Source organism: uncultured Microbacterium sp. (assembly GCF_947632095.1).
Classification (GTDB): Bacteria; Actinomycetota; Actinomycetes; order Actinomycetales; family Microbacteriaceae; genus Microbacterium.
This window is the reverse complement of sequence record NZ_CANROA010000002.1, coordinates 47,975-68,167: the sequence shown is the minus strand read 5'-3', so window position 1 is coordinate 68,167 and position 20,193 is coordinate 47,975. Positions and strand designations below refer to the sequence as shown.

Sequence of the window (20,193 nt, the reverse complement as noted above, 5' to 3'; positions counted from 1 at the left end):
CGCATGGGCGTGCGCGACCTGTCCGACTACCCGTGGGATGCTGTCGTCCCGTTCCGTGAGCGTGCCGCGCAGCATCCGCAGGGCCTGGTCGATCTGTCGATCGGCTCGCCCGTCGACCCGACGCCCGAGGTGATCCGGCGCGCGCTCTCCGCGGCGACCGATGCGCACTCCTATCCGCAGAACGTCGGCACTCCCGCGCTGCGCGAGGCGATCGTCGACTGGTACGCGCGCCGACGCGGCGTGCCGGAGCTCCGCGTCGACGAAGTTCTGCCCACGATCGGCTCGAAGGAGCTCGTCGCCCTTCTTCCGACGCTTTTGGGTCTCGGAGCAGGTGACACCGTCGTCTTCCCCCGCGTGGCTTATCCGACCTATGAGGTCGGTGCCCGCATCGTCGGCGCCGCACCGCTCGCCGAGGACGACCCGGATGCCTGGCCCGAGGGCACGAAGCTCATCTGGATCAACACTCCGGGAAACCCCGATGGTCGCACCTGGACGGCGGAAGAGCTGGCGCACGCGGTCCGACGCGCGCGCGAGCTCGGCGCTGTCCTGGCCAGCGACGAGTGCTACGCCGAGCTCGGCTGGGACGGCCAGTGGGCTCACGAGCCGGTGCCCTCCGTCCTCGATCCCCGTGTCACCGGAGGTTCGCGTGCTGGTCTCCTCAGCGTCTATTCCTTGAGTAAGCAGTCCAACCTCGCCGGTTATCGCGCAGCCTTCGTGGCAGGCTGCGCCGAGACGATCGCCGTTCTGCTCACGGCCCGGAAGCATCTCGGCATGATGATGCCGCTGCCCGTGCAGGAGGCGATGATCGCCGCCCTCGGCGATGACGAGCACGTCGCCCACCAGAAGGAGCTCTACCGGATCCGACGCGATCTGCTGCGGCCGGCGCTGGCGGCCGCGGGGTTCCGCATCGACGGTTCCGAGGCCGGGCTCTACCTGTGGGCGACCGAGGGCCGCGACGCCTGGGAGTCGATGGCGCGGCTCGCGGATCTCGGCATCCTCGCGGGGCCCGGGCCCTTCTACGGACCGGATGCGAGCCAGCACATCCGGCTTTCGCTCACGGCTCCGCTGGAGTGCGTGGAGCAGGCTGCCCGCCGGCTCCTCGGCGAGTCTTAGTGGATTCCCACAGGGCAATCCGGCTCCTGCTTGGCTGATGTCACAGGAGGGCGAACAGCCCACTAGGCTATAGAGGCGATTCGGTCGAGACCCGACCCGGCGCAATGCGCCATGCATCGCCCTCGACGACTACGACCAATCGGTCACGAAACGTACAAGGAGGTCCGCGTGAGCGCAGCGGCAGATCAGCAGGCCAAGGCGACCCTCACGGTCGGCGACAAGACGGCGGAGTTCCCCGTCCTGCGCGGGACGGCGGGCAACGACAGCATCGACTTCTCGACGCTGACGAAGCAGACGGGCCTCACGGGCCTCGACTACGGCTTCGTCAACACCGCGTCGACCAAGTCGGCGATCACATTCATCGACGGTGACCAGGGCATCCTGCGCTACCGCGGGTACCCGATCGACCAGATCGCGGGAAACAGCTCGTTCCTCGAGGTGGCCTGGCTGCTCATCTACGGTGAGCTGCCTACGCCCAGCGAGCTGGCCGACTTCGACGAGCGCATCCGCCGTCACACGCTCCTGCACGAAGACCTCAAGCACTTCTTCACGGCTCTGCCGCACACGGCGCACCCCATGTCGGTGCTGTCTTCCGCCGTCTCGGCGCTGTCGACCTACTACGAGGGCCAGACCGACCCGAGCAACCCCGAGCACGTCGAGCTCAACATGATCCGCATGCTCGCGAAGCTGCCGGTCATCGCCGCCTACGCGCACAAGAAGAGCATCGGCCAGGCCTTCCTATACCCCGACAACTCGCTGAGCTTCGTCGACAACTTCCTCAAGCTCAACTTCGGTGTGCAGTCCGAGCCCTACGAGGTCAACCCGGTCATGTCGAAGGCCCTCGAGCTTCTGCTGATCCTCCACGAGGACCACGAGCAGAACGCCTCGACCTCGACCGTGCGCCTGGTGGGCTCCACCGGCGCCAACCAGTTCGCTTCGGTCTCCGCCGGCATCCAGGCCCTCTCCGGCCCGCTGCACGGCGGTGCCAACGAGGCCGTCCTGACCATGCTCGGTCAGATCCGCGATTCGGGTCAGAGCGTGCAGCGCTTCGTCGAGCGCGTCAAGAACAAGGAAGACGGCGTGAAGCTCATGGGCTTCGGGCACCGCGTCTACAAGAACTACGACCCGCGCGCCAAGCTCGTCAAGGATGCAGCCGATGAGGTTCTGCGCGAGCTCGGCGTCACCGACCCCCTCCTCGACCTCGCGAAGGAGCTCGAGGAGATCGCCCTCGCCGACGACTACTTCAAGGAGCGTCGTCTGTACCCCAACGTCGACTTCTACACCGGCGTGATCTACAAGGCGATGGGCTTCCCGACGCGCATGTTCACCGTGCTGTTCGCGATCGGCCGTCTGCCCGGCTGGCTGGCGCAGTGGCGCGAGCTGCAGCTCGACCCGCAGACGAAGATCGGCCGCCCGCAGCAGCTGTACACGGGATCGCCGGAGCGTGCGTTCCCGACCCGCTGATCACCGCGGATCCCGAAAGGCCCCGAACCCCTCCGATGGAGGGTTCGGGGCCTTTCTCGTGGGGTGGGCATCGAGCGCAGGGGCGCCCGCAGACACGGATGCCCCGCACGGCGAACCGGCGGGGCATCCAGTGATGACGGTCAGCGGCTCTGCGAGCCACCGCCCTGAGCCCGGCGCGGGCGACGCGTGTCGGCGACGCGCTGGCCCACCTGGATGCGCCCCTGCTGAGCGGGGCGGCCGCCCGAGCGCTGGCCCTGACCGGTGGATGCGGCGCCCTGCGTCGAAGCGGCAGCGCCCTGCCCGCCGCCCTGGCCGGAACGACGCCGACGGCGTGCGGGCGGGTTGCTCGAGCCCTGCTCGCCGTGCTGCTGGGGCTGGCGCGGCTTCTTCTTGGGCTGCTGCTTCTGCTGCTGCACCGGAACGGGCTTGACGTAGGGAGCCTTCTCGCCGACGAGCTCGTCGATGATCCCGGAATCGACCTGCTCGAGGTCGGCCGTGATCTGCGCCTTGCGCAGGAGATCCTTCACATCGCGGCGCTGCTCGGGCAGCACGACCGTGACGACGGTTCCGGCGGCGCCGGCGCGGGCGGTGCGACCGGAGCGGTGCAGGTACGCCTTGTGCTCCATGGGTGGGTCGACGTGCACGACGAGGTCGACGTTGTCGACGTGAACGCCGCGAGCGGCGACATCGGTGGCGACGAGAACGCGCACGCCGCCGTCGGCGGGGTCGGCCGAGAAGGCGCTGAGGTTGCGCTCGCGGGCGTTCTGCGAGAGGTTTCCGTGCAGATCGACGGCGGGGATGCCGGCGGAGGTCAGCAGCTTCGCGAGCTTCTTGGCCTGGTGCTTGGTGCGCGTGAAGAGGATGCGTCGTCCCGTGCCGGAGGCGAGGTCGTTCACGACCTGCTTCTTGTGCTCGGCGGAGGTCGTCATGAGCACGCGGTGCGTCATCTCGCCGACGGGCACACTCGCCTCGTCGACCTCGTGGCTGACGGCGTTGGAGAGGAAGCGCTTGGCGAGCGTGTCGATGCCGCGGTCGAGCGTGGCGCTGAAGAGCAGGCGCTGGCCGTCGGCCGGGGTGGCGGCGAGGATGCGGGTGACGCCGGGGAGGAAGCCGAGGTCGGCCATGTGGTCAGCCTCATCGAGCACGGCGACCTCGACGGAGTCGAGGGAGACGAGCTTCTGCTTCATGAGGTCTTCGAGGCGGCCGGGGCACGCGACGATGATGTCGACGCCGCTGCGCAGCGCCTGCTCCTGCGGCTTCTGGCTCACGCCGCCGAAGATCGTCGACACGCGAAGGCCTGCGGCCTCGGCGAGGGGCGCGACGGTCGCGGCGATCTGCGTGGCGAGCTCGCGGGTCGGTGCGAGGACCAGGCCGCGGGGGTGCGAGGCGCGGGTCTTCTTCGTTGAGGCGCTCAGGCGCGAGACGAGGGGGAGGGAGAAGGCGATGGTCTTGCCGCTGCCGGTGCGGCCGCGGCCGAGGAGGTCGCGACCGGCGAGCGAGTCGGGGAGCGTGTCGCGCTGGATGGCGAACGCTTCGGTCTTGCCGTCGGCGGCGAGCACGTCGGCGAGGCGTGCGGGCACGCCGAGTTCGAGGAAAGTAGGCATAGGAGTTACTCCACGAGCACCTTGAAGGCGCTCTGATTCGTTGAAGGGGGCGACCGCGCACAGGAAGTGCGCAGAGGTTCGCCGTTCGAAACGCCAACTGGTGGAGGAGCTGTTTCAGCTCGCTACGGTCTGAGGAGACCCCGTGACGACGACGTAGTTATCAGATATCACTCGGATAACCGTTCAACCCTAGCAGAGCGGCCATGGTGGATCCTGAGCGCGGTGATCAGGCGTGCAGCGCCTCGTTCAGCGTCACCCCGGCGCCGTTTCGCCGACGGACCTCGACGGCTCCGGTGACCGAGTTGCGCCAGAAGAGCAGACCGCTCCGCCCCGACAGCTCCGCCGCTTTGACGGTGCGTTTTCCGCCCTGCGGCGCATCCGGCCCGTCGGCAACGATGATCTTGGACCCGGCGGTGATGTACACGCCCGCTTCGACGATGCAGTCGTCGCCGAGGGCGATGCCGAGACCGGCGTTCGCGCCGAGCAGTGTGCGCTCGCCGATCGAGACGCGCACGGTTCCGCCGCCGGAGAGAGTGCCCATGATGGATGCTCCGCCGCCGATGTCGCTGTTCGCGCCGACCACGACGCCCTGCGAGATGCGGCCCTCGACCATGACGGGACCGAGCGTTCCCGCGTTGAAGTTCACGAAGCCCTCGTGCATGACGGTGGTGCCGGGGGCGAGGTGGGCGCCCAGGCGCACGCGCGCGGCATCGGCGATGCGGACCCCGTCGGGGTGCACGTAGTCGGTCAGGCGCGGGAACTTGTCGAGGCCCTGCACCTGGATGCTGTGCCGGCGCATCTGCGGGACGAGTCGTGCTGCATCATCGGGATGCATCGGCCCGGCATTGGTCCAGGCGACGATGGGGAGGTGCCCGAAGATCCCGTCGAGGTTGAGGTCGTTGGGGAGCACGAGCCGCAGTGAGAGGGCGTGCAGTCGCAGGTACGCATCGGCGGTCGACGCGGGCGCTGCATCGAGATCGATCTGCAGGTGCACGGTCTCGATCGTCACATCGCGGCGCTCATCCGCTCCCGCCTGCGCCTCGAGGTCCGCGTCGATCTCGGCCGGCAGGGAGCCGGAGCCGACCCGCGGGAACCAGGCGTCGAGCACCGTTCCGTCCCGGGCGATCGTGGTCAGGCCGATTCCCCAGATGGTGCGCGCTTCGCTCATTTTTTCACTCTAACGGGTCGGATCCACCCGGTCCGACACGGGCCGGAACGCCAGGTCGTAGGCTGGGGGCATGCAGCTCGATCTGACCGCGTCCTCCGTCGACCTCACCCGGGCGATCTGCGATATCCCGAGCGTTTCCGGGAGTGAGACGGCCCTCGCTGATGCGATCGAGGAATCCGTCTCTCCCCTCGAGCACCTCGAGGTCATCCGTCATGGCAACACGATCGTCGCGCGCACGAACCTCGGCCGCGCGCAGCGCGTCGCGATCGCGGGCCACATCGATACCGTGCCGATCAACGACAACGTGCCGACGCGGTTCATCGACGTCGACGGCGAGCCGAACCTCTGGGGCCGCGGAACCGTCGACATGAAGGCGGGAGTCGCGATTCAGCTCAAGCTCGCCGCCGAGCTCATCGATCCCGCGATCGATATCACCTGGATGTGGTACGACAATGAGGAGGTCGCGGCCTCCCTCAACGGTCTGAAGCTGCTCGCCGACGAGCATCCGGAACTCTTCGCCGCCGACTTCGCGATCCTCGGCGAGCCGTCCAACGGCGAGGTCGAGGGCGGATGCAACGGCACGATACGCGCCCTGGTGCGCACGTACGGCGTTCGCGCGCACTCCGCCCGCGCTTGGGTGGGGGAGAACGCGATCCATGCGGCGGCTCCGGTCCTCGCGCGGCTCTCGGAGTACCGTGCCAAGGAAGTCGCGGTGGAGGGGCTGGTCTATCGGGAGAGTCTCAGCGCAGTCCGCATCGACGGGGGCGTCGCCGGTAACGTCATCCCCGATCTCTGCGAGATCGAGGTCAACTACCGCTTCGCCCCGAGCAAGTCCGCCGCGGACGCCGAGGCTCATCTGCGCAAGGTCTTCGAGGGCTTCGAGCTCGAGATCACCGATTTCGCCGAGGGGGCCCGGCCGGGACTCGACGCACCCATGACGCAGCAGTTCGTCTCGGCCGTGGGCGCGCAGCCGAGGCCCAAGTACGGCTGGACCGATGTCGCCCGGTTCTCGGCGCTCGGCATCCCGGCGGTCAACTACGGCCCCGGCGATCCGCTGCTCGCACATCACGATGAGGAGCGCGTGCCCCTCGATCAGATCGACGCGGTCGAGCAGGGCCTGCGGGCGTGGCTCACCTGATCGCGATCTCCCGCCGCTGGGCGCATATGCCGGCCATCGCCCGAATCGGGGTGGTCTACGTGCTGGCCCGGGTGGTCACGACGGGGCTCCTCGGCGCGGCGGCCCGGCTGTCCGGTGCCGGATCGCGATTCGGACCGGATGCCACGATCGCCGACTTCGTGGTCGGCTGGGACGCCCAGTGGTACTGGCTCGTCGCGTGGGAGGGGTACCCGTCGATGCTGCCGGTCACCGTGTCGGGACAGGTCGCGGAGAACGCCTGGGCCTTCATGCCGGTGTACGCATATGCGTCGCAGACCCTCGGTGTCCCCTTCGGCAGCTGGGGCGTGGGAGCGATGCTCCTCTCTCTCCTCGCCGGTTTCGGCGCCTGCGTGATGCTCCACCGCCTCCTGCGCGGGCGGATCGGGGAGTCCGCCGCGATGTGGGCCGTGACCTTCTTCGCGTGGGGGCCGCTGTCCGCGATGTTCCAGGTCGGCTATGCCGAGTCCCTGTTCCTCCTGCTGCTGCTCGTGGCTCTCGATCTCGTGGCTCGGCGTCGCTACGGATGGCTGTACCTCGTCCTTCCTGTCCTGGCGTTCACCCGTCCCGGCATCCTCGCGTTCGCGCTGTTCCTCGGGCTCATCGGCATCTGGCGGTGGCTGCGCCGAAGGGAGGACGGGCTTGCGCCCGCCGAGGTCGCGCACATCATCGCGCTGGGGGCGCTCACGACGATCACCGGATTCTCCTGGCAGATCATCGCCGGCGTCGTCACGGGCGATCCCGGCGCGTATCTCGCGACCGAGTTGTCGTGGCGACGCAACTGGGGAGTGGCCGAGCGAGGGTTCATCCCCGTCGACGGATGGGTCCAGGGCGCACGCTTCTGGTTCGTGCAGTGGGGGCTTCCGGCAGATCTCGGGGTCGTGGCCCTGCTCCTGCTCGTGATCGGCGCCGCTGCCGCGCTCTTCATCCGTCCCGTCCGACGACTCGGCGTGGATCTGCGCCTGTGGAGTGCCAGCTACCTCATCTACCTGTTGGCGGTGTTCTTCCCGCAGTCGAGCACATTCCGGCTGCTGATGCCGCTGACCCCGCTGTGGGGCGCCGTCGCCGTTCCGCGCTCCCGCGTGTACCGGGTGGCGGTGCTGCTGCTGTGCGTGATCGGCCAGTGGCTGTGGATCTACCCCGTCTACGCGCTGGGGAGTGCGTTCTGGCAGGTGCCGTGATCGGTCGATCATGACGTATTCTTCCGCCGGATGTGCCCGGGCGGAAGCATACCGATAAACTTGATGCATACCACCGAGGGAAAGGGAGCCACTATGGCAGCGATGAAGCCGAGGACCGGAGACGGACCCATGGAGGCTGTGAAGGAGGGACGACTGATCATCGTCCGCGTTCCCCTCGAAGGCGGAGGACGACTGGTCGTCTCCGTCAACGACGAAGAGGCGAAGGAGCTTCACGGCGTTCTCGCCGGCGTCGTGAGCTGACACCTCCGATCAACGGATGAGAAAGGGCGGTGGATCCGAGAGGATCCACCGCCCTTTCCCGTCCGGTCTGTCAGTGGCTGCGCACGCTCACGAGCTGCAGCAGTCCCTCACCGACCGTCGAGAGCGCCGCGAGAACAGCGGGCGACTCCTGGGTCTCCTGCACGAGCGAGCGGTATGCGCTGGTGATCTCATCGCGCTGCACCGGGTCGGCGACTCTGCCCCCGGCGAGGATTCGGGGGACGAGCACGATGCCTCCGGTGCGCACCAGACGCAGGCCGTGCTCGACGTACTCGATGACGTTCGCGGGATCGGCATCGATGAAGACGATGTCGTAGGACGCCTCGTTCATGCGCGGCAGCACATCGGCCGCACGGCCGGTGATGAAACGGGCCCTCGTGGAGGGGACCTTCGCCTCGGCGAAACCACGGCGCGCCGCGGCCAGGTGCTCGGGTTCGTTGTCGATCGAGGTGAGGACCGCCTGCGGGGCGCCGCGGAGCATCCACAGCCCGGAGACGCCGGCTCCGGTGCCGATCTCGACGATCGAGCGGGCGTTCGTCGTGGCGGCGAGGATCGACAGCTGCGCACCGAGCGCGGGGCTCACCGGAGCCGCCCCCAATTCGACCGCGTGGGCGCGTGCTCGCGCGATCGCGGCGGGCTCGATGATCGCCTCGCGCAGATAGCGGGCGTTCGCGTCGTTCTCGCTCATGGTTTTCTCCTCGGACTTCGCTTCTCAGAGTATTCGCCCGCGGTGAGCGTCGCCCGTAGGCGCGGCGGGTAGCCTGGGTACATGGACTTCGGGCTCACCTTCGAGAAGCTTCTGCTGATCGGTGTCGTCGCGGCTTTCATCATCGGCCCGGAGCGGCTGCCGAAGGCGGCGGAGACCTTCGCGAAGTTCGTGCGCCGCGGCGGGGAGTACCTGCGCGACACGAAGTCGCGCATGCGCGAGGAGATCGGCCCCGAGATCGATGACGTGGACTGGCGCAAGCTCGATCCGCGTCAGTACGACCCGCGCCGCATCATCCGCGATGCGCTGCTCGAAGACACACCCTCGGCGCCGGCGTCGACTGCCCCGGCCGTGATCAGGGAGCCGCAGCCGGCGGCTCCTCGACGGGCGCCGCTGATGCGGCCCGTGTTCACGCGAGAGACCCCTCCGCCATTCGACATGGAAGCCACCTGAGTCAGATCTTCGCGCGCAGCGTCGCGATGTCGGCATCGCTGAGCAGCACGCGGGGGATGGCTGTCACGACGGACTGACCGCTAAGACGCAGCACGGCCGCGTGCCGGCCCACGCGGATGCCCGCGAAAGTCGAGTAGGGCATTTCGGAGACGCCGCGCTTCGAAGCCAGGCGCAGGGCGTCCTCTCCGACGACGACGCTGATGCGCGTCCCCGAGGGCATCGCGGTGCTGATCGCCCGGCGGACGGACGCCCGGGTGAAGAACATCGACGCGATGATCAGGGCGATGATCGCCAGCAGCGTCCAGGTGAGGGTGCGGGCACGCTCCTCATCGGAGCCCCCGATGATCGACAGCACGATCCCGTTGAGGATCGCAGCAGCCAGCAGCGCGGTGTAGGCGATGACGGCGAGCGGCCGGGTCAGCGTGTAGAGAGTCGTCTCGGCGCTGACGTTGCGCAGCAGCTCGGCGTCGACGGTCACGGAGCGGGGCGCGGGTTCGCTGGTCACTTCAGCAGTCTTTCATGCCTCGTCCGTTGCGCCCGGCTGAGGGCGGGACAGGGCCATCGGCAGCGGGCGCCGGGCCAGGCGCCGCCCTCCGTGGGCGAGACGCGCGGCGATGGCGCGGATCTGCTGCGCGGCGGGATCATCGGGGTCGGCGAGGACGACGGGCTCTCCGGCATCGCCTCCGGCGCGCAGCGCCGGGCTCAGCGGTACGGATGCCAGAAGCGGAACCGTCTCCTCGCCCTCCGACAGTGCGGCGGCGACCTCGGCGCCCCCGCCCGAGCCGAACAGGTCGATGACCGTGCCATCGGGCAGGGTCATCGCCGCCATGTTCTCGATGACGCCGATCACGCGCTGGCCTGTCTGGCGCGCGACGAGACCGCTGCGGATCGCGACGTCGGATGCCGCGGACTGCGGTGTCGTGACGACGAGAACCTCGGCGTGGGGGAGGATCTGCCCGATCGAGATCGCGATGTCGCCGGTGCCGGGCGGCATGTCGATGAGGAGGACGTCGAGGTCGCCGAAGAACACATCGGTGAGGAACTGCTGGACCGTGCGGTGCAGCATGGGGCCGCGCCAGGCGACGACCGCCTCGCCCTCGCGCAGGAACATGCCGATGGAGACGGTCTTCACCCCGTGCGCCACGGGCGGCAGCATGAGGTCGTCGATGCGGGTGGGCTGGGTGCCGCTCGGGATGCCGAGGAGCCCCGGGATCGAGAATCCGTGGACGTCGGCGTCGACGAGTCCGACCGAGAGCCCCTGCGCGGCGAGGGCGACGGCGAGGTTCGCGGTGAGGGTGGACTTGCCGACCCCGCCCTTGCCGCTGGAGACGAGGATGACCCGGGTGAGGGAATCGGGACCGAACGGCATCTGGCGCGGGGGTCGTCCATCGCGCAGCTTCGCGGTGAGGGCGGTGCGTTCGGCGGGCGTCATGACGCCGAGCTCGACCGTCACCTCGGCGACGCCCGGCACGGATGCCGCGGCACGGCGCACATCGCTCTCGATGCGGTCGGCGGCGGGGCATCCGACGATCGTCAGGGTGATTCCGACGTGCGCATGCGCGCCGTCGAGCGTGATCTCGCGCACCATGTCGAGGTCGCCGATCGGACGGCGCAGCTCGGGATCGGTGACCGCGCTGACGGCCTGACGGATGCGATCGGGCAGAGTCATGACCGGGGCCGATCCGCGCGCTCGCCCGGGCCCTGCGCCGCCGGGAGATCATGTCGGGATTCATTCTCGAGCTCGGCGAGCAGCGCCTTCAGCTCGGCACGCAGAACATCACGGGTCAGAGCCTGCGCATTGCGCTCCTCGAGCGCCATGCGCAGCGCCACCATCTCTCGTGCGAGGTACTCGGTATCGGCGAGGTTGCGCTCGGCCCGCTGGCGGTCCTGTTCCATCTGCACGCGGTCGCGGTCGTCCTGGCGGTTCTGCGCGAGCAGGATGAGCGGCGCGGCGTAGGAGGCCTGCAGCGACAGCATCAGAGTCAGTGCGGTGAAGCCGAGGGCGGCGTCGTCGAAGCGGGTGTTCTCGGGCATCAGCGTGTTCCAGCCGATCCAGGCGACGCAGAAGAGTGTGAGGATCACGAGGAAAGCGGGAGTTCCCATCGCGCGGGCCACCCACTCCGTGAAGCGTCCGAAGCGGTCGCGGGAGGTCGGACGCTGACGCGCGATGCTGCGTCCGGGCGCATCGAGGGCGTGGTTCGCGCGGGCCATCATCGGGCGCCTTCCGTCGAGGCATCCGCATGGTCGTGCGTGCGCCAGTCATCCGGGAGCAGGTAATCCAGCACGTCATCGATCGTCACGACGCCGACGAGGCGGTGGGCGGCGTCGACGACCGGCAGCGAGACGAGGTCGTAGCTGGCGAGCAGACGAGCGGTCTCCGTGGCGGATGCCGTGACCGAGACCGGCTCCATCGCCTCGTCGACGATCGCGCCGAGCCGTTCGTGCGGGGGATAGCGCAGCATCCGCTGGAAGTGCACGGCGCCCAGCAGGCGCCCGGTGGGCGTCTCGAACGGGGGGAGCGTGACGAACACCGCGGCGGCCAGGGCCGGGTGCAGCTCGTGGCGCCGGATCAGGGCGAGCCCCTCGGCGACCGTCGCATCGGCCGAGAGGATGATCGGATCGGTCGTCATGAGACCGCCCGCGGTATCGGGCTCGTAGCGCAGCAGCGTGCGCACGTCCTCAGCCTCCTCGGGCTCCATCAGCTCGAGCAGCTGCTCCAGACGCGGGGCGGGCAGCTGCGCTAGAAGATCGGCGGCGTCGTCGGGCTCCATCTGGTCGAGGATGTCGGCGGCGCGCTCATCGCCGAGACCGTCGAGGATGTGCATCTGCTCGTCTTCGGGCATCTCCTCGAGAGCATCCGCGAGACGGCCATCGGGAAGCTCCTCGGCGACCTCGATCATGCGCTGCTGCGGCAGATCGAGCAGCGTGGTGGCCAGATCGGCGGCGCGCAGCTCGGAATAGGATGCCACGAGCTGCTCGGCGGACTGGGACTCGCCGGGAGCCCGCTTCTCCTGCACCTCGTTCCAGGCGGCGAACGTCGTCGGCCCCTTCGCGAACGGCGACGCGCTCGTCTTGGGCCGGCGCAGGAAGAGCTGACCGACGTTCCACTCCCCACGGCGGTCGGGCTCGATCGCGACGTCCTCCACGACGGCCGTCCCGGTGCCGTCGGAGAACTCGACGCGACGCCCCAGCAACTCGGCGAGGACACGCACCTCGCCGGGACGCGGTTGGAACCGGCGCACGTTGATGAGACCCGTCGTCAGCACCTGACCCGAACGGATCGACGTCACACGGCCGATCGACATGAACACCTGGCGGCGTCCGGGGATCTCGATGACCAGGCCGATGACCCGCGGCGAGGCGGTGCTTCGATAAACGATGACGACATCCCGAACCTTGCCGAGCCGGTCGCCCACGGGGTCGAACACGGCGCAGCCGGCCAGTCGTGCGACGAAGACCCGTTGTGTGCTCACTCTTCCAGCGTAGCCCCGCCGACGCGGGTGCCGACGGCGTCAAAGACTCGCATGGGACAATGTGCGCATGAGCATGGTGAACCGTCCGGCCAATAACACCGTCGTCGGCGAGATCGTCGCATCCGTTCGCGACTACGAAGCGGCGCAGAAGACGGTGTCGAAGCTGATCGCCGGCGAGGTTCCGGCCCGGGACATCGCCATCGTCGGGCAGGGCGCGCGGACGATCGAACGCGTCACGGGCAAGCTCGGCTACGCCGCCGCAGCGCGCTCCGGCGCGATCAACGGCATCCTCATCGGTCTCCTGCTCTCGGCGATCCTCGTCCTCGGCAACCCCGAGGCGCCCATCCAGCTGTTCGTCGGCTTCCTGCTGGTCGGTGTCGCGTTCGGCATGATCCTCAGCCTGGTCTCGTACATGATCGTTCGTCGTCGTCGCGACTTCGCGAGCGTGACGCAGCTGGCGGCCGAGCATTACGAGGTCACGGTGATGCCGGCCTCCCTGGCCAAGGCGCGCGAGATCGTCGGCGTCCAGCGCACGAAGGTGGTCCGTCCACCCGTCGACCTGAGCGAGCCGCCGCGGTACGGCGAACGCGTCGCCCCGGGATCCGGGCAGCCCGAGGCCGGTGAGCCCGTCGGCGAACAGGTGATCCCGCCCCGCCCGCCGCTGCCGCGCCCGCAGTACGGCGAGCGCGTGGACAGCGCCGCCGGAGACGGCACGGCGCCCTCCGAGACGACCGCCGCCGAGCAGCCCGCGGAGAAGAGCCCGGACGACGAGCAGAAGTGACGCTCTCGGTCGACCTGCCGGCCGGAACCGTGCAACTGCCGAGCGCGTGGTCACCGGTGACCGGCCGCGGAACCGTCGTGATCGCGCATGGCGCCGGCGCGGGAATGGGCCACCCGTTCCTCGTCGGGTTCGCCGATGCGCTGAACGATCTCGGGTTCTCCACCCTGCGGTTCGAATTCGCCTATCGGGCGATGGGACGGCGGATGCAGGGCCCCGCGCCGCACGCGATCGCCGCCTGGCGCGCCGCGGTCGCGCACGCACGCGCGCTGGCGCCCGGCGACCGCATCTGGGCCTGCGGCAAATCCTACGGCGGTCGCATGGCATCGATGGCCGTGGCCGAGGGCCTCGAGACGGACGGCCTCATCTATCTCGGATATCCGCTGCACGCACCCGGAAAGCCGGAGAAGCCGCGCGCCGAGCACTTGCCGGCGGTCGCCGTGCCCCAGCTCTTCATCGAGGGGACGACCGATCCCTTCGTCCAGCCGCGCGAACAGCTGGAGGATGTCATCACCGGATGCCAGGACGCGCGCATCGTCTGGATCGAGAACGCCAACCACTCGTTCGAGATCCGCGGCAACAAGCGCGAAGCATCCGTGATCGGAGCCTCACTGGCACCGCTCGTCGCAGAGTTCCTCGTCTGAGGTCTCAGCGTCGCCGCTGCGCCCGCCGATAGGCGACGGCCCGCAGCGCCGCACCGATCTTGATCGGGGTGATCTCACCCAGGATGTGCTCGTCCGCTCTGACGAGCCGGTCGGCGATGTCGGGCCGCATCGTCCAGAGAAGCTCGCGCGCGACCTCGGCATGCGGGGAGTTCGACACGATCTTGATCGCGTCGGCGTGCTCGATGAACCCGATCGCGTTCGCGATGTTCTCCCGCGTCGATCGGCTCTCGGTCTCGAGCACGCTGCGGCCGGTGAAACCGAGCTCCTCCCGGGCGAAGCGCTCCATGATGACCGCCTCGGGCTCCGCGCCCATGACCGTGCCGCCGCAGAAGACGATCGTGCTGCCCGTGGCACGAGGGTCGCGCGAGCGGATGCCGGCGCGAACCCGGTAGCGGTTGATCATGTTGGCGCGGGGCCCGCGGTTGCCGTACCCGAGCACGACGATCGCCTCGTGCCCGGTGGGATCGCCCCCGGTGCCGAGCATCCGCCGGTTGGATCTGCCGTGCGCGATCTCGGCCCAGATGCCGAGACCGGTGTAGATCGTCAGTCCCGCGCTGAAGATCCCGCGCAGCGCTTCACGCAGGATCATGCGATGCCCGACGCCCCGTGCCGCACGGACGGATCAGCCCTGCAGCCGTGCGATCCACGCCTCGATCTCGTCGACCGTGCGCGGAATATCGGCCGATAGGTTGACGGCGCCGTCCTCGGTCACGACGATGTCATCCTCGATGCGCACGCCGATGCCGCGCAGCTCTTCCGGAACCGTCAGGTCGTCGATCTGGAAGTACAGGCCCGGTTCGATGGTGAAGACCATGCCCGGCTCGAGGACGCCGTCGTAGTACATCTCGCGACGTGCCTGAGCGCAGTCGTGCACATCGATGCCGAGGTGGTGGCTCGTGCCGTGCACCATGTAGCGGCGGTGCTGGCCGCCCTTCTCGTTGTCGAGCGCCTCCTGCGCGGTGACCGGCAGCAGCCCCCACTCGGCGGTGCGCTTCGCGATGACCCCCATCGCCGTCTCGTGCAGCTCGCGGAACTTGATGCCCGGCTTCGCGATCGCGAACGCGGCATCCGCGGCCTCGAGCACCGTCTCGTAGACGCGGCGCTGCACCTCGCTGAACGTGCCGTTGACCGGCAGCGTACGGGTGATGTCGGCGGTGTAGAGACTGTCGGTCTCGACACCCGCATCGACCAGGATCAGATCGCCGGGGACCACTGCGCCATCGTTGCGGGTCCAGTGCAGGTAGCAGGCGTGCGGGCCGGACGCCGAGATCGTGTCGTAGCCCTCGCCGTTGCCGTCCTCCCGGGCGCGGCGGTGGAAAACACCCTCGACGACGCGCTCGCCGCGGGCATGGCGGGCGGCATCCGGCAGGGCCGTGACGATGTCGTCGAAACCGCGCGCGGTGATCTCGACGGCGAGACGCATCTCCTCGAGCTCATAGGCGTCCTTGACCAGGCGCAGCTCCGAGACGAAGCGCTCCAGCTCGGCATCCGCCAGCGTCAGATCGTCGGAGCCCGCAGCGAAGACGGCGAGGTGCTCGGTCGCGATCGCCAGGTCGGCGGCGACGCCGGCGAGTGAGGGGCGCGGGCCGATCCAGAACTCGCCCACCGTGGCATCGGCGTAGAACTCGGTCGTCGTGCGGTCGGCGCGCTCGCGGAAATAGAGGGTGACGTCGTGGCCGGCATCGGTGGGCTCGAACACGAGGACCGAATCGGGCTCGGTGTCGGCCGCCCAGCCCGTCAGATGAGCGAACGCCGAGTGCGCGCGGAAGGGGTAGTCGGTGTCGTTGGAGCGCTGCTTGAGGGAGCCGGCCTCGATCACCAGGCGCTTGCCCGGGAAAGCCGCCGAGACGGCGGCGCGACGCACCGCGGCGAAGGCCGCCTGCGCACGGGCGCCGGGGATCGTCTCGGGACGCTCGGCCCATCCCGTGGAGATCGTGTCGAGGAAGCCGCGGGGGAAGGGCTGCTTGCGGTTCGTCGTGACGGGAGCCTCGGTGGTCGTGGCGTTCTCTGCGGTGCTCATGCCTCCAGTCTCTCACTCCCGTCCGACAACCGGGGCGCTCCGGCAGCGGCCTACGCTGGAGGGGTGGAAACCCGTCGGATGCCCCGCGCCCTCGTTCTCGTCATCGATCTGGTGAGCGTGCTCGCCTTCTGCATGATCGGCCGGCGTTCCCATGCCGAGGGCGTGCTCACCGACCTGCCGGGGCTCGCGAACACGATCTGGCCCTTCCTCGTGGCACTGCTCGTGGCACACGCCGTGGTGCTTCTCACACGGGGCGGGGCATCCCGCGTCCTGCCGGGAATCGTGATCTGGGCGATCACCGTCGTCGGCGGCCTGCTGCTGCGCGCCGTGAGCGGACAGGGCACCGCCGTGCCGTTCATGATCGTGACCGTGCTGGTGCTCGCGCTGTTCCTCATCGGATGGCGCCTCATCCTCGCGCTCATCCTTCGTGTGCGGCGACGCCGCGCCGACGCCGAATCCTGACGGGGCCCGTCAACCGGCGGGGTCGAGCTGCACGACGAGCGCGCGGTGGTCGGAACCCTGCGCATCGAGCACGAGAGAGCCCGTCGGATCCCAGTTCTGGCTCGCCATGACGTGGTCGATCGGGGCGCCCAGGAACTCCGGGTAGTCGGCGGGCCAGGTGGCCATGGCGCCCGTGCCGGTGCGCACCGCGGCATCCCGGCAGTATCCGATGTCACCGCCGTCGACGCCGAGCCTCGCGAGGTGATCGACGGTCGCGTTGAAATCGCCCGCGATGATGAAGTCCCCGGGCGGGCACTGGTCGGCGATCCAGGCGAGATCCGACTGCCAGCGCGACATCGCATCGACGCGCGGGGCGACCGCGTGGACGGCGACGATCGTCGGCCCCGCGCCGTTGACCGGCATGATCACGGCGCTGGGCACGGAACTGGTGTTGCTCGAGCCGTCCTCCGACGAGGCGATGACCGAGTAGTCGCCCAGCTCGGGGGAGATGAGGATCGTCGTCTCCCAGGCCTGCGGGCCATAGTCGACATCGCCGAACTGCACGTGGTGCACCCACATCGGATGCCCCTGCTCGCGGAGCATGACCGCGATGCGCTCGCCGACCGATTCGGCGGTCTCGGGAAGGGTCACGACATCGACCTGCTGATCGAGGATGGTCTCCGCGATGCTCTCGGCCGAGACCGCTTCGCCGGCGGTGTTCCACGTCAGCACGCGCACGCTCGCGTCGGTCTTGTCGGGCATTTCGCCGGATCCGTAGCCGCGCATGGTGCCGATCGCCCCGGTGGCCGCGGCGGCCAGGAGAGAGACGATCAGCAGGGACGCCGCGAAACCGCGGATGGGGCGCGCGAGCAGAAGCAGCAGCGACAGCACGGCGATCACGAGGAACCCGCCGAGGACAGCGCCGCGCACGGCGACGAGCTGAGCGAAGGGGAAGGTCTGCTCGAGCCGGAAGAACTGCGGCCACACCATGACCGCGGCCGCGATCGCGTAGAGCACGGTTATGAGGATCCCCAGCAGACGAAACACCCATCGAGCCTAGAGCCGCACGCTGTGAATGGCCTGCCTCGGCACTCCCGGGAACCGGCGGCAGTAGGGTCGAATCATGACCGATTGCCCGCGTTTCACCGGCCCGAATGACCTGCATCTGCATTCGAACCACTCCGATGGCACGCAGTCGCCCGCCGAAGTCGTGCGCCAGGCTCACGCCCACGGCGTACGCACTCTGGCGCTCACCGATCACGACCGCACGACGGGGTGGGGCGAGGCATCGCGGGAAGCGGCACAGCAGGGTGTGTCGTTCATCCCCGGCATCGAACTGTCGGCGAAGCACGAGTGGCGCAGCGTGCACGTGCTCGGTTACCTCTTCGACCCCGAGAACGCCGCGCTGCAGGACGAGACGCGTCGCATCCGTGAGGATCGGATGGGCCGCGCGGAGCGGATCGTGCGCAACATCGCCCGCGATTACGACCTGACCTGGGAAGACGTGCTCACGCAGACGACGAAGGATGCCACGGTCGGGCGTCCGCACATCGCCGATGCTCTTGTGGCCCGCGGCATCGTCCGCGATCGCGGGGAGGCGTTCGACGGCATCCTCCATCCGCGCGAGGGGTACTACGAGCCCCACTACGCGCCGGACCCGCTCACCGCGGTGCGCCTGATCACCCGGGCCGGGGGAGTGGCGGTCATCGCGCACCCCGTCACCGCCGGACGCGACCGGATGATGCCGCTCGCCCTCATCGAGCAGCTGATCGACGAGGGGCTCGGCGGCTTCGAGATCGATCACCGCGAGAACACCGACGAGGGCAAGCGCATGCTGCACGGCATCGCTGTCGAGCACGATCTGATCGTGACCGGTTCGAGCGATTACCACGGGGCCGGAAAGCCCAACCTGCCGGGAGAGAACACGACCGCGGACGCCATGCTCGCCCGCATCATCGATCGCGCCACCGGCACGCCGCCTCAGCTCGCGGACGCCTGAGACGACAGTGGGGCGGATGCAGCTCGCATCCGCCCCACCGGTCAGAGGGTGTCAGGCGCCGGCGGGTGCCGCACCGCCCGAACGGCGACGCCGGCGGCGGCGCTGGGGGGCGGGCTTGCCGTCCTGGTGCTCATGGCTCTTGTCGCCATCGTGCGTTCCTGCGCCATCGGCGTCGCGGTCGACGGCCGGAGCCGCCTCGGGGGCGGCGGGGGACGCGGCATCCTCGACGAAGGTGGATCCGACCGCTGCATCCGAACCGCCGCGGCGGCGACGGCGACGGCGACGCGTGGTGCCGTCGCCCGCGCCCTGCTCGGCGGCGACGTCGGCTGCCTTCTCGGGGCGCTGGCGCGCCGGCTTCTTCGGCGCCTGGGCCTTGGGCGCCGTCGTCAGACGGCCCTTGGTGCCCTCGGGGATGTTCAGATCCGTGTACAGGTGCGGGCTCGACGAGTAGGTCTCGACGGGCTCGGGCTGACCGAACTCGAGGGCGCGGTTGATGAGGGCCCACTTGTGCAGGTCTTCCCAATCGACGAAGGTCACGGCGGTGCCGTTGCGGCCCGCGCGGCCCGTGCGGCCGGCGCGGTGCAGGTAGGTCTTGTCCTCATCGGGGATCGTGTGGTTGATGACGTGGGTGACGTCGTCGACGTCGATGCCGCGGGCGGCGACGTCCGTGGCGACCAGCACGTCCTTCTTGCCGGCCTTGAACGCCGCCATCGAGCGCTCGCGCTGCTCCTGGCCCATGTCTCCGTGCACGCCGCCGACGTTGAAGCCGCGGTCGCTCAGCTCGTCGACGAGCTTCTGCGCCGCGCGCTTGGTGCGGGTGAAGATCACCGTCTTCTCGCGGCCCTCCGCCTGCAGGATGCGGGCGATGACCTCGTCCTTGTCGAGGGAGTGCGCGCGGTAGATGACGTGCTTGATGTTGGCCTGCGTCAGGCCCTCATCGGGGTCGTTGGCGCGGATGTGGATGGGGTTCGACATGAACCGGCGCGCCAGGGCCACGATCGGGCCGGGCATGGTCGCCGAGAACAGCTGCGTGTGCCGAACCGCGGGGACCTTGGAGAAGATCTTCTCGATGTCGGCGAGGAAGCCGAGATCGAGCATCTTGTCGGCCTCATCGAGCACGACCTCGGTCGCGTTCGACAGATCGAGCAGGCGCTGGCCCGCGAGGTCGATGAGGCGGCCCGGCGTGCCGACGACGATCTGCGCACCGGCCTTGAGCTGGTCGATCTGGCCCTCATAGGCCTTGCCGCCGTAGATGGCGACGACGCTGGTGGAGCGGTTGCTGGTCAGCAGGTCCATGTCTTCGTAGACCTGGACCGCGAGCTCGCGGGTGGGCACGACGATGAGGGCCTTGACGCCCGGCTCCGGGTTCTCGCCCAGGCGCTGGACGACCGGGATGCCGAAGCCGAAGGTCTTTCCGGTACCGGTCTTCGCCTGGCCGATGATGTCCTGGCCGGGGAGGCCGAGGGGGATCGTCTGCTCCTGGATGGGGAAGGCGTCGACGATGCCCTTGGCGGCGAGTGCGTCGACGATGTCCTGATCGATGCCGAGATCGGCGAAAGTTGTCACGTGTTCTATTGCCTGTCCGGCGACCTTCGTAAGCGAAGAGATCGCCTCGTTACGGATCCACGCCGTCTTTGTGCCACAGGCGCGGGGTCCTGCTCCGACGGCAGGACACCTCCCCACACTACCCGAGGGG

Annotated in this window: 21 protein-coding genes; 10 read left to right on the top strand and 11 right to left on the bottom strand. The window is 69.1% G+C overall.

Features of this window, described 5'->3' with window-relative positions; genetic code table 11:
• Nucleotides 1–3: 3 nt before the first annotated feature.
• Together dapC and Q0Z66_RS01520 are read left to right on the top strand one after the other, a co-directional pair.
• Nucleotides 4–1,113 (top strand): succinyldiaminopimelate transaminase, encoded by a 1,110-nt coding sequence (gene dapC / locus Q0Z66_RS01525; protein WP_298036880.1) that lies wholly within the window; start codon nt 4–6, stop codon nt 1,111–1,113.
• Between the two features lie 168 nt (nt 1,114–1,281).
• Nucleotides 1,282–2,577, top strand: a complete 1,296-nt coding sequence (locus tag Q0Z66_RS01520; RefSeq protein ID WP_298036877.1) for a citrate synthase — start codon at nt 1,282–1,284, stop codon at nt 2,575–2,577.
• 140 nt (nt 2,578–2,717) lie between these two features.
• On the opposite strand, the gene Q0Z66_RS01515 is transcribed toward Q0Z66_RS01520, so the two are convergent.
• Both Q0Z66_RS01515 and dapD read right to left on the bottom strand, forming a co-directional pair.
• On the bottom strand, nt 2,718–4,181 hold the full coding sequence (locus Q0Z66_RS01515) for a DEAD/DEAH box helicase (RefSeq protein WP_298036872.1): 1,464 nt from the start codon (nt 4,179–4,181) through the stop codon (nt 2,718–2,720).
• Between the two features lie 226 nt (nt 4,182–4,407).
• Entirely contained in the window at nt 4,408–5,349 is a 942-nt protein-coding gene (gene dapD, locus Q0Z66_RS01510) for a 2,3,4,5-tetrahydropyridine-2,6-dicarboxylate N-succinyltransferase (protein ID WP_298036870.1), read from the bottom strand.
• A 70-nt stretch (nt 5,350–5,419) separates the two neighbouring features.
• Between dapD and dapE the strand changes: the two genes are divergently transcribed.
• From dapE to Q0Z66_RS01495, 3 genes are all read left to right on the top strand, one after another.
• Entirely contained in the window at nt 5,420–6,487 is a 1,068-nt protein-coding gene (gene dapE / locus Q0Z66_RS01505) for a succinyl-diaminopimelate desuccinylase (protein ID WP_298036866.1), read from the top strand.
• A complete protein-coding gene (locus Q0Z66_RS01500; protein WP_298036863.1) occupies nt 6,475–7,683 on the top strand; it encodes a hypothetical protein in 1,209 nt (402 codons plus the stop codon). Before dapE ends, Q0Z66_RS01500 begins: the two co-directional genes overlap by 13 nt.
• Nucleotides 7,684–7,776: 93 nt before the next feature.
• Entirely contained in the window at nt 7,777–7,944 is a 168-nt protein-coding gene (locus tag Q0Z66_RS01495; RefSeq protein ID WP_298036859.1) for a DUF3117 domain-containing protein, read from the top strand.
• A gap of 70 nt (nt 7,945–8,014) precedes the next feature.
• Here Q0Z66_RS01495 and Q0Z66_RS01490 read toward each other — a convergent pair whose 3' ends face one another.
• Complete coding sequence (locus tag Q0Z66_RS01490) at nt 8,015–8,650, bottom strand: O-methyltransferase (protein ID WP_298036855.1); 636 nt, start codon at nt 8,648–8,650, stop codon at nt 8,015–8,017.
• An 81-nt stretch (nt 8,651–8,731) separates the two neighbouring features.
• On the opposite strand from Q0Z66_RS01490, the gene Q0Z66_RS01485 reads away from it, so the two are divergent.
• Nucleotides 8,732–9,121 carry a Sec-independent protein translocase TatB gene (locus Q0Z66_RS01485; RefSeq protein ID WP_298036852.1) on the top strand — a complete coding sequence of 130 codons (390 nt, stop codon included), beginning with the start codon at nt 8,732–8,734 and terminating at the stop codon, nt 9,119–9,121.
• Between the two features lies 1 nt (nt 9,122).
• Here the strand turns inward: Q0Z66_RS01485 and Q0Z66_RS01480 are convergent, their stop codons facing one another.
• From Q0Z66_RS01480 to Q0Z66_RS01465, 4 genes are read right to left on the bottom strand one after another with little or no spacing between them, the layout of a single operon-like run.
• On the bottom strand, nt 9,123–9,626 hold the full coding sequence (locus Q0Z66_RS01480) for a YcxB family protein (protein WP_298036850.1): 504 nt from the start codon (nt 9,624–9,626) through the stop codon (nt 9,123–9,125).
• Between the two features lie 12 nt (nt 9,627–9,638).
• Nucleotides 9,639–10,790 carry an Mrp/NBP35 family ATP-binding protein gene (locus Q0Z66_RS01475; RefSeq protein ID WP_298036848.1) on the bottom strand — a complete coding sequence of 384 codons (1,152 nt, stop codon included), beginning with the start codon at nt 10,788–10,790 and terminating at the stop codon, nt 9,639–9,641.
• Entirely contained in the window at nt 10,787–11,332 is a 546-nt protein-coding gene (locus tag Q0Z66_RS01470) for a DUF1003 domain-containing protein (protein WP_298036846.1), read from the bottom strand. The genes Q0Z66_RS01475 and Q0Z66_RS01470 overlap by 4 nt, the downstream gene beginning before the upstream one ends.
• On the bottom strand, nt 11,332–12,594 hold the full coding sequence (locus Q0Z66_RS01465) for a CBS domain-containing protein (RefSeq protein ID WP_298036844.1): 1,263 nt from the start codon (nt 12,592–12,594) through the stop codon (nt 11,332–11,334). Before Q0Z66_RS01465 ends, Q0Z66_RS01470 begins: the two co-directional genes overlap by 1 nt.
• Nucleotides 12,595–12,661: 67 nt before the next feature.
• On the opposite strand from Q0Z66_RS01465, the gene Q0Z66_RS01460 reads away from it, so the two are divergent.
• The gene (locus Q0Z66_RS01460; protein ID WP_298036841.1) at nt 12,662–13,375 is read left to right on the top strand and encodes a general stress protein; all 714 of its coding nucleotides are present in this window, start codon (nt 12,662–12,664) and stop codon (nt 13,373–13,375) included.
• Entirely contained in the window at nt 13,372–14,016 is a 645-nt protein-coding gene (locus Q0Z66_RS01455) for an alpha/beta family hydrolase (RefSeq protein WP_298036838.1), read from the top strand. The genes Q0Z66_RS01460 and Q0Z66_RS01455 overlap by 4 nt, the downstream gene beginning before the upstream one ends.
• A gap of 4 nt (nt 14,017–14,020) precedes the next feature.
• Here Q0Z66_RS01455 and Q0Z66_RS01450 read toward each other — a convergent pair whose 3' ends face one another.
• Both Q0Z66_RS01450 and Q0Z66_RS01445 read right to left on the bottom strand, forming a co-directional pair.
• Nucleotides 14,021–14,626: a YdcF family protein gene (locus Q0Z66_RS01450; protein ID WP_298036836.1), complete on the bottom strand. Its 606-nt coding sequence runs from the start codon at nt 14,624–14,626 to the stop codon at nt 14,021–14,023.
• Nucleotides 14,627–14,659: 33 nt separating this feature from the next.
• The gene (locus Q0Z66_RS01445; protein WP_298036833.1) at nt 14,660–16,057 is read right to left on the bottom strand and encodes an aminopeptidase P family protein; all 1,398 of its coding nucleotides are present in this window, start codon (nt 16,055–16,057) and stop codon (nt 14,660–14,662) included.
• A gap of 63 nt (nt 16,058–16,120) precedes the next feature.
• On the opposite strand from Q0Z66_RS01445, the gene Q0Z66_RS01440 reads away from it, so the two are divergent.
• Nucleotides 16,121–16,519, top strand: coding sequence for a DUF3054 domain-containing protein (locus Q0Z66_RS01440; protein WP_298036830.1), 399 nt, complete (start codon nt 16,121–16,123; stop codon nt 16,517–16,519).
• Between the two features lie 9 nt (nt 16,520–16,528).
• On the opposite strand, the gene Q0Z66_RS01435 is transcribed toward Q0Z66_RS01440, so the two are convergent.
• Entirely contained in the window at nt 16,529–17,545 is a 1,017-nt protein-coding gene (locus Q0Z66_RS01435) for an endonuclease/exonuclease/phosphatase family protein (protein ID WP_298036827.1), read from the bottom strand.
• 76 nt (nt 17,546–17,621) lie between these two features.
• Here Q0Z66_RS01435 and Q0Z66_RS01430 point away from each other — a divergent pair, with 76 nt between their 5' ends.
• Nucleotides 17,622–18,497, top strand: a complete 876-nt coding sequence (locus tag Q0Z66_RS01430) for a PHP domain-containing protein (RefSeq protein WP_298036826.1) — start codon at nt 17,622–17,624, stop codon at nt 18,495–18,497.
• A gap of 51 nt (nt 18,498–18,548) precedes the next feature.
• Here the strand turns inward: Q0Z66_RS01430 and Q0Z66_RS01425 are convergent, their stop codons facing one another.
• On the bottom strand, nt 18,549–20,063 hold the full coding sequence (locus tag Q0Z66_RS01425) for a DEAD/DEAH box helicase (RefSeq protein WP_298036823.1): 1,515 nt from the start codon (nt 20,061–20,063) through the stop codon (nt 18,549–18,551).
• Between the last annotated feature and the right edge of the window lie 130 nt (nt 20,064–20,193).